Source organism: Pseudomonas arcuscaelestis (genome assembly GCF_016881005.1).
GTDB lineage: Bacteria > Pseudomonadota > Gammaproteobacteria > Pseudomonadales > Pseudomonadaceae > Aquipseudomonas > Aquipseudomonas arcuscaelestis.
On the sequence record NZ_JACOPV010000003.1, the window covers coordinates 236,373 to 253,216 of the forward strand.

Genomic DNA, 16,844 nt, shown 5'->3' on the forward strand with positions numbered 1-16,844 from the left:
TCAGGAAATATCGCTGGCCTCGAACCCGGTAGCAAGAAAATCCAGCAAACTGCGCACGCCCGGCAGCAACCCGCGGCGCGAGGCGAATACTGCGTGCACCACGCCACATTCCGGCGCCCAGTCGGGAGTGACCTTCACCAGTTTGCCACTGGCAAGTTCGTTTCTCACCACTACCAGCGGCACATGCACCACACCCACACCGGCCACTGCGGCCTGACGTAATACCAGCAGATCGTCAGTGACCAGCCGTGGCTGATAGCGCAGGCTGGCGTGTACCGCGTCAGGGCCCACCAATTCCCAGTGATAATCCCGTTGCGGCCTGCCCCAGTGCAGGCTTGGCAAGGCGCTGAGGTCTGCGGGCACCGGCCGGGCAGGCAATTGCTCGAGCAGCGTCGGTGCGGCCACAAGACATTGGGTGCTGTGGGCCAGGGTCTTCATGACCAGATCACTGCTTTCCAGCGGCGGAAAGCGCACGCGCAAGGCGATATCGATGCCTTCCTGAATCAGATCGACTTGGCGGTTGGTGCTTTCAATGTGCAGTTGCACCAAGGGGCACTGCACCATGAAACGGGCCAACATTTCGCCGACCCAAAAGTTCAGCAGCGCGGTTGGGCAACTCAGGCGCACGATGCCTTGGGGTTCTGCGCGATTGCGCTCGATGAGCTCGGCGGCGCCCTCGGCTTCTACCAGCATGGCCACGCAATGACGGTAATAGGCCTGGCCGATCTCGGTGACTGAAAAGTGTCGGGTTGAACGCTGAATCAGACGGACGCCGAGGCGCTCTTCCAGCCCGGCAATGCGCCGGCTGAGTTTGGATTTGGGCATGTCCAGGGCTCGGCCAGCAGGGGCAAAGCCGCCGTGATCGACTACCTGGGCAAAATAGTAAAGGTCGTTGAGGTCTTCCACCAGTGTTCTCCATATGGAACGCTGAAGTCAGTTTAACTGATCTACCGCCAATGTCGTCTCGCTCCTATTGTTATAGCCATACACGAGAGGAGACCATCTCATGAAAAAGATCCAAGGCGTCTACAGCAGTCCCAACCCGCATTGGGTCGGCGACGGCTTCCCGGTACGCAGTCTGTTTACCTACGACAACCTGGCCCAGCACATCAGCCCGTTCCTGTTGCTCGATTATGCCGGTCCCCATGATTTCACCCCGACCACGGCGCGTCGCGGTGTCGGCCAACACCCGCATCGCGGCTTCGAAACGGTGACCATTGTCTACGAGGGCGAGCTGGAACACCGGGACTCCACGGGTGCCGGTGGCCTGATCGGGCCAGGCGATGTGCAATGGATGACGGCGGCCAACGGCATCCTCCACGAAGAGTTTCACTCCCCGGCGTTCGCCGCCAAGGGCGGTACGCTGGAGATGGTGCAACTGTGGGTCAACTTGCCGGCCAAGGACAAATCGGCACCTGCCGGTTATCAGACCCTGTTGAGCCGTGACATTCCCGTGGTGCCCCTGGGTGCCGGTAGCGGCAGCTTGCGGGTTATCGCCGGTGAGTACCGTGGTCATCGTGGCCCGGCGCAGACCTTTACCCCGATGGATGTCTGGGACATGCAGCTCAAGGCTGGCGCGCACATCCGCTTGCCCAGTGCCGCAGGACGCAGCACTGCGTTGGTGGTTCTGCGCGGCAAGGTCCTGGTCAATGGCGAACGCGCAGTAGGTCCGGCGCAGTTGGTGCTGTTCGACCGCGCCGGCGACGAGGTGCTGCTCGACGCGCAGACCGATGCATTGGTGTTGCTGCTCAGCGGTGAACCACTGGATGAACCCATCGTGGGTTATGGCCCGTTCGTAATGAACAGCGAAGCAGAGATTGCCGAAGCATTCGAAGACTTTCGCGCCGGTCGTTTTGGCCAGATGAGTGGGCCAAGCGGATCTCGCCACGACAACTAGTATCAATAACCCGAAGGCTATCCCTCGGGTGGCCTTCGATACTGGCTGCAGGCACAACCTGCAGCCAACCCTCAAGGAGAATGTGTCATGAGTACATTTGCCAACGTTGCCAATTTCAATGGCCAGGTCCCGCGTATCGATCCTGATAACGCCGCAATGCTGCTGATCGACCACCAGAGCGGGCTGTTCCAGACGGTCAAGGACATGCCGATGACCGAGCTGCGCGCCAACGCCATCACCCTGGCCAAGGTCGCAAGCCTGGCCAAGATTCCGGTGATTACCACTGCTTCCGTGCCACAAGGCCCGAACGGTCCGCTGATTCCGGAAATTCACGAAGCTGCGCCACATGCCAAGTACGTCGCTCGTAAAGGTGAAATCAACGCCTGGGACAATGAAGAGTTCGTCAAAGCGGTTGAGGCCACGGGCAAGAAGCAATTGATCATTGCCGGCACCATCACCAGCGTGTGCATGGCCTTCCCGAGCATCAGCGCGGTCAATGCCGGCTACCAGGTTTTTGCTGTGATCGACGCCAGCGGCACCTATTCGAAGATGGCCCAGGAAGTCACCCTGGCGCGCGTCATGCAGGCCGGTGTGGTACCGATGGACACCGCTGCCGTTTGCTCGGAAATACAGCGCACTTGGAACCGTCCGGACGCGCAACAGTGGGCCGAGGCCTACAGCGCCGTGTTCCCGCACTACCAATTGTTGATCGAGAGCTACCTCAAGGCGCAACAGGTAATTAAAGAGAACGAACAGCTCGATTCCGCACGCTGATCCCTGAGGTCGGTGTCGAAGACGCCGGCCTACCCACACTAGGAGTAAGACCATGAGCAAACCTTACGTTCGTCTGGACAAGAACAACGCTGCTGTGCTGCTGGTGGATCACCAGACCGGGCTGCTTTCTCTGGTGCGCGACATTGATCCTGACAAGTTCAAGAACAACGTATTGGCCGTGGGCGATCTGGCCAAGTATTTCAACCTGCCAACTATTCTGACCACCAGCTTTGAAACCGGTCCTAATGGTCCTTTGGTACCGGAGCTCAAGGAGCAGTTCCCAGAAGCGCCGTACATTGCGCGCCCCGGCCAGATCAATGCCTGGGACAACGAAGATTTCGTCAAGGCAGTGAAGGCTACCGGCAAGAAGCAACTGATCATTGCAGGCGTGGTTACTGAAGTGTGCGTGGCATTTCCGGCGTTGTCGGCACTGGCCGAGGGCTTTGATGTGTTCGTGGTTACCGATGCATCCGGTACCTTCAATGCCCTGACCCGCGATTCGGCGTGGGATCGCATGTCCCAGGCCGGCGCCCAATTGATGACCTGGTTCGGCTTGGCTTGCGAGCTGCATCGCGACTGGCGCAACGATGTCGAAGGCCTTGGCACCCTGTTCTCCAACCACATCCCTGACTACCGTAACCTGATCACCAGCTACAACACCCTCACCAACGGCAAATAGGGTCGTTGGTCAATCGGCGGCTGGGCGCTCACGCTGCCCGGCTGTCGTCTTTTCTGGTGCCTGCTCAGGGGCGTCACCGTTGGCAGCAATGTCCTTGTATTCCTGCAGCAGGCGCTTCAATTGATGCGTATCCAGGTCGTCGAGGTTGAGCATGGCGTTGTGTGCAACCTTGGTTCTTTGAAACATCATCGCTGGTGCTGGCGTCGCATCGGCGAGTCAGGCGATGATCTGGCTATGAGCCCATTCCCGGCAAAGTACGGTTACCGGCGCAGTGTGCGTGCGCAAGGCGTACTGACAATCTGGCTGAGCTATCAGCCGCCTTTTCATTGGCCGTCGTTGCTGGGGTTTCTGACTGCCCGCTGTATCGGTGGTATCGAAACCGTGGCCAACGGTGTGTACACCCGCACCGCTGTGCTCGGTGGCAGGCATGTGCTGGTTCAGGTGCGCGCCGGACGCGGCCACCATCTGATCTTGACTGTTCGCGGTCTGCCCCCAGCGGCGTTGCCTGGTTTAGTCGCCAAGGTACGGCGGGTTTTTGCCCTGAATGCGCAACCGGTCGAGGTAGAAGCCCAACTGGGGCGCGATCCATTGATGGCCAGGCTCATCGCGGCGCGACCAGGCTTGCGGGTGCCGCAGGGATGGGACGGCTTCGAGCAGGCTATGCGCACGGTGCTTGGCCAGCAAATCAGTGTTGCCGGGGCCATGACCCTCGCCGGACGGCTGGTGGCCCGTTATGGCCAGGCACTATCGCTGCCGCTTCATGTTCCTGACACCGGGCTTACCCATGTTTTCCCGCAACCCACTGCAATCGTCGAGCAAGACTTGAGTGGTCTCGGTATGCCGCGGTCGCGTGCCGCGACGTTGTCGACTGTAGCCCGGGCTGTGCTGGATGAGCCGCAGTTGTTGCAACCAGGTGCAGACCTGGATCAGTGCCTGCGCCGCTTGTGTCAGCTACGTGGTATCGGCCCTTGGAGTGCCCAGTACCTGGCGCTGCGTCAGCTAGGCGCAGCCGATGCCTTGCCGTTGGGGGACGTCGCCTTGGTTAAAGCATTGCGCCTGCTGGAGGGCCAGGATGCGCAGTTGGCTGACCGATCCCAGGCCTGGAGCCCGTGGCGCGCTTACGCTGCCCAGCACTTATGGGCCTCGTTGAGCTGAATCAGCTGGACTGGCGCCATTTCACCTCGGTGATGCCATAACGTTCTGCCATCGGTTTGCTGACTTTATTGACTTTCTCACGACCGAAGCGACCGATTCGACCAACCCCGGCATCGCAGCAAGCCCAATGCCAGGCTTCGGCGCTGTCCATCATTTCGGCGCGGATGATGAAGGACTTGGGCTCACCGTGCTGTACATAGTCGATGATGAAATATTTGCCGTTGTTCATGGGCCTTTAACGTTCCTTTCCAAGCAGTGACGAGAAAATCCATTCAATGCCTTTAGTGAGTCCCGCAAGGCTGGAAAAATTCCATTTGTTTTGGCTCTAGTGCGAGCCTTTGATTGTCAGGTGCCGAGCATCGCGCTCGAACACCACTTGTTCCAGGCGATGGGCGATACCGCACGCCAGGGAATCGTACGCGGGAATGACTTTTTCTTCTGCCGAGAGGCAATGGAAGATATCCAGTTTACGTTCGGCGTGACTGGTCTCCAGTTCGAAGATGCGCACATAGCGCTCCAGATCGTTATTCAGGCTGGAAAGGTATTCACGCAGGCGCGAATGGTCTACGGCACTCTGGCTGAAGTGCCAGGTCATGGGGTGGATCAGAAAGCGCGAGTGGGGCGCTGCGATGCGCTCGGCCGCGGCCAGGTACATAATGATTCCCATTGACTCGATATTGCCGGCATTCACTGAGCGCACCGGCACTGGCAAGGACTTTAAAAAGCTGTAGATCGAGAAACCGAAGTTGGTACTTCCACCTGTGGTCGACAAAAACAGCAGCAACGATGTAGCCCCTTCATCCAGGGCTTGCAGGCATCGGTCGCGAAAGCGTTCGGTGGTGTCCTGATCGATCTGGCAATGAAAGTGGATCACCTGTTGGCTCATTGCATTGGCCTCAGGACCGACGCACATTGTGTGCGCCGGTCTTTTCTCCGTTAGCTACGGCCGCCACCACTTGGCTTGCGGGTGTGGTCTTTGTCCATTTCAGGTTTGCGGGTTTGACCCCCAGACTGGCCACCGGAAGCCTGGCCGCCTTTCTTACCGGCGTCGGAGGCTTTCTGTTTGTCGTTGGCGAAATTCCCGGGATTCGAAGTGTCTTTGTTAGCCATGATTCTCTTCCTCTTCTGGATATTCGCAGGGCGTATGCCCTACACAAGGTGGGAGACAGGCGAGGAGGGCAAAGTTTGAAAAATCTGCAGCGCGCAGGACGAACGGTCGCAAGCTGCCGTCTATCTGCACGTTGTGCTTTTGCTTTGAACTTGGCGACAGCGGTGAGGCTCCTCTGTAAACCGCATGCCGATTGTCGCGCTGCATGGAGTAAACGGCGGGGCATGAGGATTTTCAATTGGTAGCGAAGGCTCGCTCGGTAGTTACTGTCGGTCGAGCCCTCCGAGATGAGGATCGAAACATGTCTTTGATTGGCGTTTCCAACCTGGAATTGCGCCTGCTCATTGAACAGGCGTTTTTACCTGACCGTTGCGTCGTGTCTTGCACCGATAACGAACACCTGACTATCCAACTGGGGCAGGGCGACAGTCTCACCGATTGCATTATCGTCAGCGGGGTGCGGGTACACAGTCTCACCAGCTGCCAGGAACTGGCCGCATTGGTTGCTCAAGTGCGCGAGGAACAACGCCTGGGGCGTAGCCCGGATCGGGCCAGGCCCCAGGGTGTCTTCTGACTCAATGCTTTCGCCCGGTTCAGCCAAGCGTAGCCGGGCGAAGATATTCAGGTCCCAGTACGTTGAACCAGAACAGGATCATCGAAACCAGAATGGTCACCAGCACCAACAGTCCTACAGCCCAGACGCTGGTCGAGTACAACAAGCCGGCTTCCTTGCGCAGACGCAGGAATGTAGGCAAGCCCACGTACAGCAGGAATGTTGCATAAGCCGAGGCGGTGAGTAACATGATCAGCGCCAACCAACGCCCCGGGTACAGGCCGGCAACACCGGCGACGAAATAGGGCGTAGCGGTGTAGGCGGCAAAACCTATGCACTGGTTGAGGGAGGGCCGCGCATCGAACGTGCGCGACATCCAGCGAATGAACACGCCCATCAACGCCACGCCCAGCACGCTGACGGCGTAGAGCAACACGCCGAGTTCGGCGGCGCTGGCGACGCTCAGGCGTACTCTTTCCGTGTCCACCAGGCTCCAGCCGACGCTGGTGGTGCCGATGAACAGGCACAAGGCGGGAATCAATGCCATCAACAGCAGATGCGGTAAATAGTGACGGGGGTGCAGTTCTTCTTCCTGGCGGATTTGCATCCAGGCATCGTCGGGGTGGGTAAAGAGTTGGACCAGATGCGAACTCATGGTGACCTCCGGGTGCAGGGTGATAAACACATGTCCCTGTCTTATGGAGGCTTGCGCAACGCCGGGGTTTCATTTTTTTGAACCATCCCTGGCGCCGCTGAGTCACTGACATGTGACGACCACAACCCAAGGAGTCAATTGCCATGAATGAGCAAACCTGTGCCTGCCCTGGCTGCAACTGCAGCGTTGGCGATCATCCGGTAATGAGGGAAGACAAGGCGTATTGCTGTCAGGCCTGTGCCGAGCATCACCCATCTGGTAAACCCTGCAACAGCAGCGGCTGTGGTTGCGCGGGCGAAGCAACTTCGCCGCGCGACCCGGCCTGATTTCAGGCCACATCCATCAGCACGATCTCGCTGTCCTGCAGGGCCGTAACCCTGAGTACCTGCTCATCTTCAATGGCAACGCCGTCGCGGGCTTCGGCCCGCAGGCCATTGACTTCAATCAGGCCCTTGGCAGGCACCAGATAACCGCGCCGACCGCTATCGAACCGATACTCGGCGCTTTCCCCTGCGTGCAGGGTAGCCGCAACCAGACGGGCATCGGCGCGAATACGCAGGCTGTCTTCATCTGCATCACGACCACTGGCCAGGGTTACGAAACCTTCGCCACGCTCACCTTTGGGGAAAGGTCTGGTACCCCATGAGGGCGCCTGGCCCACGCGCTCGGGAACGATCCAGATTTGGAAGATGCGCGTGTCTACCTTCTCCAGGTTGTATTCACTGTGGGTGATACCGGTGCCGGCACTCATGACTTGAACGTCACCGGCTTCGGTGCGGCCCTTGTTGCCCAGATTGTCCTGGTGACTGATGGCACCTTCGCGCACATAGGTGATGATCTCCATGTCGCGGTGTGGGTGCGGTGGGAAGCCGCTACCGGCTGCAATAAGGTCGTCATTCCAGACCCGCAAGTTGCCCCAGTGCATGCGTTGTGGGTCGTAGTACTGGGCAAAGGAAAAATGATGGTGGGCGTCGAGCCAGCCGTGGTTGGCGTGGCCAAGGCTCTTGAATGGGCGCAGTTGCAGCATGATTGGCTCTCCGGGTAAGGCGGTTGATGGAGTAATCATTACCGAATCTATTATCGAAAATAAGCGTAAATTTTGGCTTTAAATAATCTGATTATTCGATAGTAAAGCTGGGGTAATTTATGCGCTTCATCGTCTAATTCACTGATCTTCAAGCATTCAGCTGGTGATTTGCGTCGGTTGGAGCGAACATGTGCCCAGGTTATTTTTTGTTGGAGTCGGTGTGTCTGAAGAGCGTCCAAAGCTACCCCTGGAGTTGACTGCGCCTGCGCAAATGCCCTGGATCAGGCGCCTGGTGGCGCGCATGCTTGGCCGTGCTTTGAGTCGCTTGCAGGCTCAGCATCGTGACTCATGGTTTCAAGGCCATGCCAGCGGGCAACGGACCGGGCATGCTGATGGCCTACGGGAAGGTTACGAGGAAGGGCGGGTCGACGGTTATGAAGCCGGGCGCCAGGTTCTGGTGATTCGCGATAGCCGTGCGCCGGGGCATGCTGTACCGGGGCAGGACGATTATCTGTTTGACGATTGGCGCCTGCCCCTGACTCCTGAACTAAAAAAGCGTTTCAAGACGGACGTCGCCCTGCGCCTACCTGCGCATGCCCAGCCAAGTGCAGCGCAATGGAAGATGATCTTCAGCGATACACCGTCCACTTGCGTGATCGCAGGCGCCGGGGCGGGCAAGTCTACCTCGCTGGTGTTGCGCATCCTGCTGTTGCGCCATTACCTGGGCTATGAGCTGGACGCCATGACCGTGGTGACCTTCACCCGTGAGTCTCGCAAGGACTTCATCGCCCGACTGCGTCAGGTATTTGCCTTGTGGCAAATCGATCTTGGCCCGGTCCAGGCCCGCGAGCTGGTGCGCACCTTCCACTCGCGCATCCTGCCGCTGGTCCGAAGCTTGCCAGGATTCAGCCAGGTGCGGGCGTTCGAGACCCTGGGCAACGAAATGCCAGGAGGCAGTGAAGCCAACGCAGAAAGCAATCCATTCGACCTGCGTATCAACGACGCCCAGCGCCAGCAACTGAACCTGTGTTATCGCGACCTGCTCAAAGACAACCCGCGCTTTGCCGAACTGATAGCGAGCATGCGTCGCGAGGCATTGCAGTTGAAGGCACTGGACCGCGATCATCCCGATGTGCAGAAGCGCGTGGCGGTAACGCAATTGTCAGCCAGCCGCGACGAAGAACTCTGCGATACCCTCGAGGATCTCTGGTTTGCAGCCGGGGCTTGGCCGATCAAGGGTATTGAGCCGTGCCGCGAAACGGTCGAAATCAATGGTAGCCGCTTCCATTTCCATGGCCACATCGCCGAGTTGGACGCCTGGGTTGTGCTCGGTTTCGACCCCGCTGAAAACCAGCAGTACAAGCGCCCAGGCGCCAAGCTTCCGGTGTGGGCGGAGTGGGTAATAAAGCGCACCTTGTTTCAAGCTTTCTGCAATAAGCCTGTGATTTGGTTGGAAAACTATGCTGCAGCGAAGCGTCTGACATCATCGCTGGCCGGTGATGCCGTGGCCGGTCCGGGCTTTGATTACAAGGTCAAGGGTGAGCTGTCGGCAGCGCCGCTACTTGATGCCTTTGTGGGGGCTGCGGGTTTTATCGAGAACCTGGGGCTTGAGGTGAGCAAGGCGGTGGCGGCGATGAGCTTTCCGGCAGGTGATACCGATGCCGCGTTCTTTGAAGCCCTGAGTCTTTACTGGCGGGCGCTGGAGGCGCACCTACTGGGGCAGTCGCCACCGGTCATGAGCTACAACCGCATGTTCGCCTTGTTCGCGGAGAACAACCCGGAAAATCTACGCTTGCTGCCTGACCCGTTGTTGCGACCACTGGCGCACCTGATGATTGATGAGTTCCAGGATGTTTCTCCGCAGATCGTCTCTTGGCTTCGAGCGTGTTTGCGCGAGATCCGCCGCCGAGGCCCGGCGCTGCACGTAGGGCGCGTGGCTCAGCATTCCTCGCTGCTGTGTGTGGGTGATGACTGGCAGTCGATCTATGGCTGGCGTGGTAGTTCGCCCAAGTTCTTCATGGAGTTCAGCAAGGAGTTCGCCTCGCCGAGCAGTACTCGGGTCATGCTTGCCGATAACTACCGCAGTCACCAACACATCATCGATGCGGCCGAACATATTGTTAAGTCGGCTCCGGCGATTACCGGTAAAAAGGCCAAGTCTTGTGGCCCTGCTGCTGAGGAACCGCTGCCGGTGAAAGTGCTGGATCGTGACGAAGGCGCACTGGCTCAAACGTTGATGGAACACTATCGACGTGGTGAGACGGTGATGATGTTGTTTCGAAAAAGTAGTGATAAGTCATTGATATCAGAGCATATACAACCGCTAATCAATCATGAGGCGGGGTTGCCGAGCGAGCAGCGGCGGTTCCGGCAGTTGACGTATCACAGTGCCAAGGGCTTGCAGGCGGATGCGGTGTTCATGCTTGGTGATTGCCAGCATTTGACCAGTTCGCCCTACAAGAATCAGGTTTATCGCCAGGCAGGATTGGGGCGTGCTGGTGATGCGCTGGCGTTCGATAGTGCCCAGAAGGATGAAGTGCTGCGTTTGGCCTATGTCGCCATTACGCGGGCGGCAAAGCACTGCTATTGGTATGTGGAAAAACCCTCCGGCGATACAGCCAATTTGCCACGGGCTTCGAGCCAGGTGGATGGGCGCAAGGCGTTTTTCGAGGATGGTCGGGAAGCGCAGGGCTGAAAGCTATACCGCCCGCTAAGGCTTAAGGCTGCAGTACGGTCGATCACGGACTTGCCCCGCGATCGGCTGTACTGGCACAAACCTACTTAGCCACTGCAATCAGGCTTTCAACGCAGCATCCGGGGTCACCGCGGGCACCGGCTTGCCAATCGCTTTTTCGACGCGCAGCGCCGCTGGCGGGTCATCGGCAAAGGGCATCAAGCTGACCTGGTCGTCTACCTCCGGGCTGTGCCCGCGCAGGCAGGCACTGGTAACCCAGTAGAAGAACAGCACTCCCGTCAGGCAATAAACCGCATACAGCCACTGATCCATTAGCGTGCCCCTCAGGCCATGCTGGCGTTGGACAAGGCCAGCTTTTCATCCGCCACTCGCACCGTGCGCCAGGTGTTGTAGGCCATCAGCAACATGCCGGTAAGAAACAGCACGCCGCCAATGAAGCGCACCAGGAAGCCTGGGTGACTGGCAACCAAGGCTTCGACGAAGGAATAGGTGAGCGTGCCGTCTTCGTTGGTGGCACGCCACATCAGGCCTTGGGCGATGCCGTTGACCCACATCGATGCGATGTACAGCACGGTGCCAATGGTTGCGAGCCAGAAATGCGCGTTGATCATGCCGATGCTGTGCATCTGCTCACGGCCGAAGACTTTCGGGATCATGTGGTAGAGCGAGCCAAAGGTAATCATCGCCACCCAGCCCAAGGCGCCGGCGTGTACGTGGCCGATGGTCCAGTCGGTGTAGTGGGACAGGGCGTTGACGGTCTTGATCGCCATCATCGGGCCCTCAAAGGTCGACATGCCGTAGAACGCCAGGGACAACACCAGAAAACGCAGGATCGGATCGGTGCGCAGCTTATGCCAGGCCCCCGAGAGGGTCATCATGCCATTGATCATGCCGCCCCAGCTCGGCGCCAGGAGAATCAGCGACATGGCCATGCCCAGCGATTGGGCCCAGTCGGGCAGGGCGGTGTAGTGCAGGTGGTGAGGGCCTGCCCAGATGTACAGGGTGATCAGCGCCCAGAAGTGCACGATCGACAGGCGATAGGAATACACCGGCCGCCCGACCTGCTTGGGGACGAAGTAATACATCATGCCCAGGAAACCAGTGGTGAGGAAAAAGCCCACGGCGTTATGCCCGTACCACCACTGGACCATGGCGTCAGTGGCACCGGAGTAGACCGGGTAGGACTTGAACCAACTGACCGGAATCGACAGGTGATTGACCACGTGCAACATGGCGATGACCACAATAAAGGCGCCGAAGAACCAGTTGCCCACATAAATGTGCTTGACCTTGCGCCGCATGAGCGTGGCGAAGAAAACCACGGCATAGACGACCCAGACGATAGCCATCCATACCGCCCCGGTGAACTCTATTTCCGCGTATTCCTTGGTGGTGGTCAGGCCCAGCGGCAGGCTGATCAACATAATCAAAATGGTTGCCTGCCAACCCCAGAATGTGAAGGCTGCCAGTTTGTCGCTGTACAGCCGCACTTGGCAGGTGCGTTGTACCGCGTAGTAGCTGGCGGCAAATTGCGCGCTACCGGCAAAGCCGAAAATCACCAGGCTGGTGTGCAGCGGGCGCAAGCGGCCGAAGCTGGTCCAGGGCAATTCGAGGTTGAGTTGCGGCCACACCAGTTGCGAGGCGATCCAGACGCCCATCGCCATGCCGACGACTCCCCAGAACACCGTCATGACGACGAATTGCCGGACCACCTTGTAGTTATAGGCTTGGGCCTGTTGATGTGTGCTCATGGCTAGTTTCCACAGTTCCTGTAAGGCTCGTCTTGCCTAGAGGGGGCAAGACATCGGCGCAGACTGTAGGAAGCTGCCGTATTTCAAAACAGACTCAGAAACACGGCAGAAAACCGGATCAGATAAAGATCCCGTATTTGCTGGGTATAAGCCCTACTGATACGCACCGCATGCGACAAAATATCTCTGTGCTGTAGGAAATGCCCTCTAGCGAAGTGGCTTTATGCCGCATCCCCAAGTCAGTGGAATTACCTTGACATCACCTTTGGCCCGCCCGCAGAATTTCCACAAACTTTGCGCGCAAAGTATTGGCAAGGATCGCAACGGCCTGTCAGTGATGTGCGCTTAGACAAGAAGCCAATCCGCCATCGAACGTGTGCGACGGCGCTTACACGCCGAAATAAGCACCGTCGCTGCCGCGGGACACTATAAGAACGATGGGAGCAACAGATGAAGCTTTCCAAGGAACTCGTCACTCAGGCAAAAGCGACATTCGGGACACCGACGTACCTCTACGATGAAGCGGTGCTACGCAGCAGCTTCAACGAATTGCGGAACGCATTGCCGGAGTGCGTGGATATCTTCTATGCATTGAAGGTCAACCCGAACCTGTCCTTGGTGAAGTTGATCCGTTCATACGGTGGCAACACCGAAGTGTGCTCGCTGGCAGAGCTGGAAATTGCGCTCAAGGCGGGTGTGGCGCCGCAGGACATCATTCTGCTCGGCCCTTACAAAAAACCCGAGGAACATCGCCGGGCTCTGGAAGTAGGGGTGTTCGCCATCGTTGTCGAGTCTGAAAGCGAGCTGCGCAAGCTCTCGACCCTGGCTGGGGAGCTGGGTTGTGAGGCGCCAGTGGCTATTCGCATCAATCCAAATTTCTCGGCGGCAGGTTCGCCCTGGAAGATGGGCGGGCGGCCCACCCACTTTGGCATCCAGGAAGACACGGCGGTGGCCAACTTTGGCGACTATGTGGCGATGCCCAATATCAAGATCAAAGGCATTCACGTCTACAACGGCACCAAGATTCTCGACGCCCAGTCGGTGTATGACAACTCGGCGTACATCCTCGACCTGTTTCGTAGCCTCTCGTTGCGCTATCAGTTGGACATGCGCATGGTCGATGTGGGGGGCGGTCTGGGGATCAAGTACTACGAAAATGAAACAGAACTCGATGTCGCGCATCTTAAACAGCTGATTGCACCGTTGTTCAATGCCTTCCATCACGAATTTCCGCGTACCCGGATCATCCTTGAATCGGGCCGTTTCATCGCTGGCAAATGCGGGTCATTGCTGGTCACCGTCGACAATATCAAGGACAACCACGGCAAGGTCTTTGCTGTAACCGATGGTGGAACCAACTGCCATGGTGCTGCAGCAGGCAGCGGGCAGGTACTCAAGCGCAACTTCCGCATTGTCAAAGCCTCGGGCCACACCGGCGCGCCGTTGTCCACCTACCATATCTCCGGACCGCTCTGTAGCCCCGATGACCTGTTGGGGCGCGATGTTCAGTTGGAGACCCTGCAAGAGGGAGATCTGCTGATCGTGACCGCTTCGGGTGCGTATGGGCCAACCGCGTCGCCCACGCTGTTTCACAGCCATGGTCATCCGGCCGAAGTGGTAGTCAGCCACAACCAGCTGTTTCTTGCTCGGGCGCGGCAGACCGCCCTGGATATTCGTGACAGCCATACCGATGTCCCCCTGCAAGCAATGCTGCGTCCAGCCCCTGATGCTGAACCGGCGGTTGACACGCAGCTGGCCACCCAGCGTCAGCTCGGCGACATTTTACGCGTGGTGTTGAAACTGCCGGACCATACCGTCATCAACAGCGACTCTCATTTGCGTGACGACCTGGGTCTGGACTCGCTGACCTCCATGGAGCTGCTGATCAGCCTGGAGGACGAAATCGAAGGATTCTTTGTCAATCCGGACACCATCGTCCCGGGGCACTTCAACACCGTAGCGACCTTGGCCGGTTATATCGATGCGCATCGACAGACTCGCTCAGCGCCGCGATCCACGGGGGTGGTCGAGGTGCAACATGAAAGCGCCTGAAGTGCTTCTGCAACATGTATTGGAGACGCGCAACGGCTTGCATCCAGACAAGGCTGCGATCATCTACGCCGATGAGACCTACACCTACGCGCAATTGGACGACGCCAGCGCGCGCCTGGCTGCCGGCCTGCAGGTCAACGGCTTGCAGCGCCAGGAGCGGGTGGTGGTGTGCCTGGGTAACCGGGTAGAAACCGTCTGTGCATTCTGGGGCATCCTCAAGGCTGGCGGCGTGGTGGTGAATGTTGGCCTTGAGACCCCGGCGGACAGTCTCGAGTATATTCTTCGCGACGCCGAGGCCTCGGTGCTGATCACCACCACCGAGAAAATCGGCAGCTTGGGAAATCGTATTGCCGAGTTGGGACACCTGAATTCGATCGTGTTGCTCGATGGCGAGGCCGACTCAACACACGCCCAAACCTTCGAAAGCCTGCTCGGCCAGGGTGCGGGTATACCGTTGCCCTGCGGTAATCTTGATCTGGACCTTGCCGCGATTATCTATACCTCAGGGTCTACCGGCGCACCCAAGGGGGTGATGCTGACCCATCGCAACATGCTTGCTGCGTTGAACTCATTGAACACCTACCTTGGCTACAACGAGAGCGACAACGTGCTGTGTTCGCTGCCGCTGTCCTTCGACTACGGCTTGTACCAGATGATCATGGCCATTGGCGCCGGAGCCACTCTGGTGCTGGAAAAGGAATTCACCTGGCCGATTTTCCTGATTCGCAAGATCCGCCAGTACCAAGTCACCGTGATTCCATTCGTGCCCACCATGCTCATGCTGTTGCATGAATACGCGCACAAACGCGAGGCGGTGTTTGCTGATGTACGCATGGTCACCAACACCGGTGCAGCGCTCAAGGCGCCGCATATCGCCCAGATGAAAGCGCTGTTTCCCCAGGCGCAGATTTACTCGATGTACGGTTTGACCGAATGTAAGCGCTGTACCTACTTGCCACCGGAGGACATCGACACCAAGCCCGGCAGCGTCGGTATCGCCATTCCCAACACCGAATTGTGGCTGGTGGACGACGAGGACCGGCGCATTGATGAGCCCCATCAGGTTGGCCAGTTGGTGATTCGCGGGGCTACGGTCATGGCTGGCTATTGGCGCAATCCCACCGCAACCGCATTGAAACTCAAGCCTGGGCGCTACCCCGGAGAGAGCGTGCTGTATACCGGCGACTACTGCAGCCTCGACGAGGACGGCTACTTGTATTTTCGCGGACGTATGGACCACATGATCAAGTCCCGGGGCATGAAGGTCAGTCCTAATGAGGTGGAAGGCTTCCTCTATGCCATTGACGGGGTGGAGGCCGCTGCAGTGGTCAGCGTCGAGCATGCTGGCGTCGGTGAAGGGCTTTGCGCGTTCGTTACCCTTGGCCAGGATGTGAGCCTTAGTACCGAGCAGTTGTTCGAACGCTGCAGGCTAGGCCTGGAGGCGCACAAGGTACCGTTGTGCATCAGTATTGAAATCAGCCTGCCACGTACTGCCAATGGCAAAGTCGATTTGCTGCAGTTGCAACAGTCGGCACGCAATGCCTCGCTGGCGGTGCCCGGATGAAGCTGGGGCAGTCAGGTCGTGACCAGTCATTGGACGTCAACGGCAGCCATTTTGCCTTGCGTACCTGGGGCAAAGAGGGTAACCACCCGGTGCTCGCCCTGCACGGCTGGCTGGACAACGCGGCCTCGTTTGAACGCATTGCACCCTGGTTGCGCGACTGCTTTGTGGTCGCGCCGGACATGGCCGGGCACGGACGTTCTGATCACCGTCGGGCCGACAGTGGCTATTACCTGTGGGAGCACGCCGATGATATGAACGCGCTGATCGAGTGCCTGGGCTGGAAGCGTTTTTCAGTGCTCGGTCATTCCATGGGCAGTGGCGTAGCATCGATTCTTGCCGCCATGAACCGCGCCATCACCAGCGTGGTATTTATCGAAGGCATGGGCGCGCCGTTTGCGCTCGATGACGGCAGCACCGTTGAGCACCTGCGCAAGTCCCAGCGTTTGCTGCGATTGGCCCTGCGCACGCGCATGCATGGCTTCAGCGGGCCTGAAGAGGCTCAGTTCAGCAGCCTGGAGATGGCGATCAAGGAGCGGCAGAACAGTGTCTCTGGCAATCTGAGTAGCGAAGGTGCACGGTTGCTGGCCCAGCGTGACTTACTCAATCTTGGTCATGGCTTTCGCTGGCGGCATGACCCACGTCTGGTACTGCCCGAACTGATGCAACTGACCGAAGGCCAGGCCTGCGAGTTCTTGCAGCAAATCAGTTGCCCCCTGCACTTGTTGCTCGGGCGCCAGGGATTGTTTGCCGACGCTAAGTTTGACAAGCGCAAACACGCGTTACCTGCGCACACCCAGGTTCACTGGCACGAGGGCGGCCATCACTTCCATCTGGATGTACCAACACCGGAGTTGATCGCCCAGCTCAGCGCTGCCTTGGGGCAGGGTGAGTCAGGATCGCAGCAACGCTTAGTCAATCAGTAATGGAGTACACC

General features: G+C 58.4%; 19 protein-coding genes. 10 read left to right on the top strand and 9 right to left on the bottom strand.

Annotation, left to right across the window (positions count from 1 at the left end):
- Complete coding sequence (locus H8F21_RS05490) at positions 1–909, bottom strand: LysR family transcriptional regulator (protein ID WP_203482043.1); 909 nt, start codon at positions 907–909, stop codon at positions 1–3.
- A gap of 97 nt (positions 910–1,006) precedes the next feature.
- On the opposite strand from H8F21_RS05490, the gene H8F21_RS05495 reads away from it, so the two are divergent.
- The 3 genes from H8F21_RS05495 (at position 1,007) to ycaC (ending at position 3,350) form a co-directional block, all read left to right on the top strand.
- Positions 1,007–1,897: a pirin family protein gene (locus tag H8F21_RS05495; protein ID WP_203481992.1), complete on the top strand. Its 891-nt coding sequence runs from the start codon at positions 1,007–1,009 to the stop codon at positions 1,895–1,897.
- 87 nt (positions 1,898–1,984) lie between these two features.
- The gene (locus H8F21_RS05500; RefSeq protein WP_203481994.1) at positions 1,985–2,671 is read left to right on the top strand and encodes a hydrolase; all 687 of its coding nucleotides are present in this window, start codon (positions 1,985–1,987) and stop codon (positions 2,669–2,671) included.
- A gap of 52 nt (positions 2,672–2,723) precedes the next feature.
- Positions 2,724–3,350, top strand: coding sequence for an isochorismate family cysteine hydrolase YcaC (gene ycaC / locus H8F21_RS05505; RefSeq protein WP_136476638.1), 627 nt, complete (start codon positions 2,724–2,726; stop codon positions 3,348–3,350).
- Between the two features lie 9 nt (positions 3,351–3,359).
- On the opposite strand, the gene H8F21_RS05510 is transcribed toward ycaC, so the two are convergent.
- Entirely contained in the window at positions 3,360–3,539 is a 180-nt protein-coding gene (locus tag H8F21_RS05510) for a hypothetical protein (protein WP_203481996.1), read from the bottom strand.
- A gap of 108 nt (positions 3,540–3,647) precedes the next feature.
- Between H8F21_RS05510 and H8F21_RS05515 the strand changes: the two genes are divergently transcribed.
- Positions 3,648–4,505: a DNA-3-methyladenine glycosylase family protein gene (locus H8F21_RS05515; RefSeq protein WP_328824436.1), complete on the top strand. Its 858-nt coding sequence runs from the start codon at positions 3,648–3,650 to the stop codon at positions 4,503–4,505.
- Between the two features lies 1 nt (position 4,506).
- Here H8F21_RS05515 and H8F21_RS05520 read toward each other — a convergent pair whose 3' ends face one another.
- The 3 genes from H8F21_RS05520 to H8F21_RS05530 form a co-directional block, all read right to left on the bottom strand.
- Entirely contained in the window at positions 4,507–4,734 is a 228-nt protein-coding gene (locus tag H8F21_RS05520) for a DUF6555 family protein (protein WP_203482000.1), read from the bottom strand.
- A gap of 96 nt (positions 4,735–4,830) precedes the next feature.
- Complete coding sequence (locus tag H8F21_RS05525; protein ID WP_203482005.1) at positions 4,831–5,391, bottom strand: ATP-dependent Clp protease proteolytic subunit; 561 nt, start codon at positions 5,389–5,391, stop codon at positions 4,831–4,833.
- 50 nt (positions 5,392–5,441) lie between these two features.
- Positions 5,442–5,615, bottom strand: a complete 174-nt coding sequence (locus H8F21_RS05530) for a KGG domain-containing protein (RefSeq protein WP_203482007.1) — start codon at positions 5,613–5,615, stop codon at positions 5,442–5,444.
- 299 nt (positions 5,616–5,914) lie between these two features.
- Between H8F21_RS05530 and H8F21_RS05535 the strand changes: the two genes are divergently transcribed.
- A complete protein-coding gene (locus H8F21_RS05535; protein WP_203482008.1) occupies positions 5,915–6,187 on the top strand; it encodes a DUF1652 domain-containing protein in 273 nt (90 codons plus the stop codon).
- A 19-nt stretch (positions 6,188–6,206) separates the two neighbouring features.
- Here H8F21_RS05535 and H8F21_RS05540 read toward each other — a convergent pair whose 3' ends face one another.
- Positions 6,207–6,821: a Yip1 family protein gene (locus H8F21_RS05540; protein WP_203482009.1), complete on the bottom strand. Its 615-nt coding sequence runs from the start codon at positions 6,819–6,821 to the stop codon at positions 6,207–6,209.
- Between the two features lie 143 nt (positions 6,822–6,964).
- Between H8F21_RS05540 and H8F21_RS05545 the strand changes: the two genes are divergently transcribed.
- Positions 6,965–7,147 carry a metallothionein gene (locus H8F21_RS05545; protein WP_136476622.1) on the top strand — a complete coding sequence of 61 codons (183 nt, stop codon included), beginning with the start codon at positions 6,965–6,967 and terminating at the stop codon, positions 7,145–7,147.
- Between the two features lie 2 nt (positions 7,148–7,149).
- Here the strand turns inward: H8F21_RS05545 and H8F21_RS05550 are convergent, their stop codons facing one another.
- On the bottom strand, positions 7,150–7,848 hold the full coding sequence (locus H8F21_RS05550; protein WP_203482010.1) for a pirin family protein: 699 nt from the start codon (positions 7,846–7,848) through the stop codon (positions 7,150–7,152).
- Between the two features lie 271 nt (positions 7,849–8,119).
- On the opposite strand from H8F21_RS05550, the gene H8F21_RS05555 reads away from it, so the two are divergent.
- A complete protein-coding gene (locus H8F21_RS05555; RefSeq protein ID WP_236042919.1) occupies positions 8,120–10,543 on the top strand; it encodes a UvrD-helicase domain-containing protein in 2,424 nt (807 codons plus the stop codon).
- A gap of 99 nt (positions 10,544–10,642) precedes the next feature.
- On the opposite strand, the gene H8F21_RS05560 is transcribed toward H8F21_RS05555, so the two are convergent.
- Positions 10,643–10,855, bottom strand: coding sequence for a cbb3-type cytochrome c oxidase subunit 3 (locus H8F21_RS05560; RefSeq protein WP_236042907.1), 213 nt, complete (start codon positions 10,853–10,855; stop codon positions 10,643–10,645).
- A gap of 11 nt (positions 10,856–10,866) precedes the next feature.
- Complete coding sequence (ccoN, locus tag H8F21_RS05565; protein WP_203482013.1) at positions 10,867–12,294, bottom strand: cytochrome-c oxidase, cbb3-type subunit I; 1,428 nt, start codon at positions 12,292–12,294, stop codon at positions 10,867–10,869.
- 450 nt (positions 12,295–12,744) lie between these two features.
- Here ccoN and H8F21_RS05570 point away from each other — a divergent pair, with 450 nt between their 5' ends.
- The 3 genes from H8F21_RS05570 to H8F21_RS05580 are packed head-to-tail and all read left to right on the top strand — an operon-like array spanning position 12,745 to position 16,833.
- Positions 12,745–14,346 (top strand): phosphopantetheine-binding protein, encoded by a 1,602-nt coding sequence (locus tag H8F21_RS05570; RefSeq protein ID WP_203482015.1) that lies wholly within the window; start codon positions 12,745–12,747, stop codon positions 14,344–14,346.
- The gene (locus H8F21_RS05575; RefSeq protein ID WP_203482017.1) at positions 14,333–15,910 is read left to right on the top strand and encodes a class I adenylate-forming enzyme family protein; all 1,578 of its coding nucleotides are present in this window, start codon (positions 14,333–14,335) and stop codon (positions 15,908–15,910) included. Before H8F21_RS05570 ends, H8F21_RS05575 begins: the two co-directional genes overlap by 14 nt.
- Positions 15,907–16,833, top strand: coding sequence for an alpha/beta fold hydrolase (locus H8F21_RS05580; RefSeq protein ID WP_203482019.1), 927 nt, complete (start codon positions 15,907–15,909; stop codon positions 16,831–16,833). Before H8F21_RS05575 ends, H8F21_RS05580 begins: the two co-directional genes overlap by 4 nt.
- Positions 16,834–16,844: the final 11 nt, after the last annotated feature.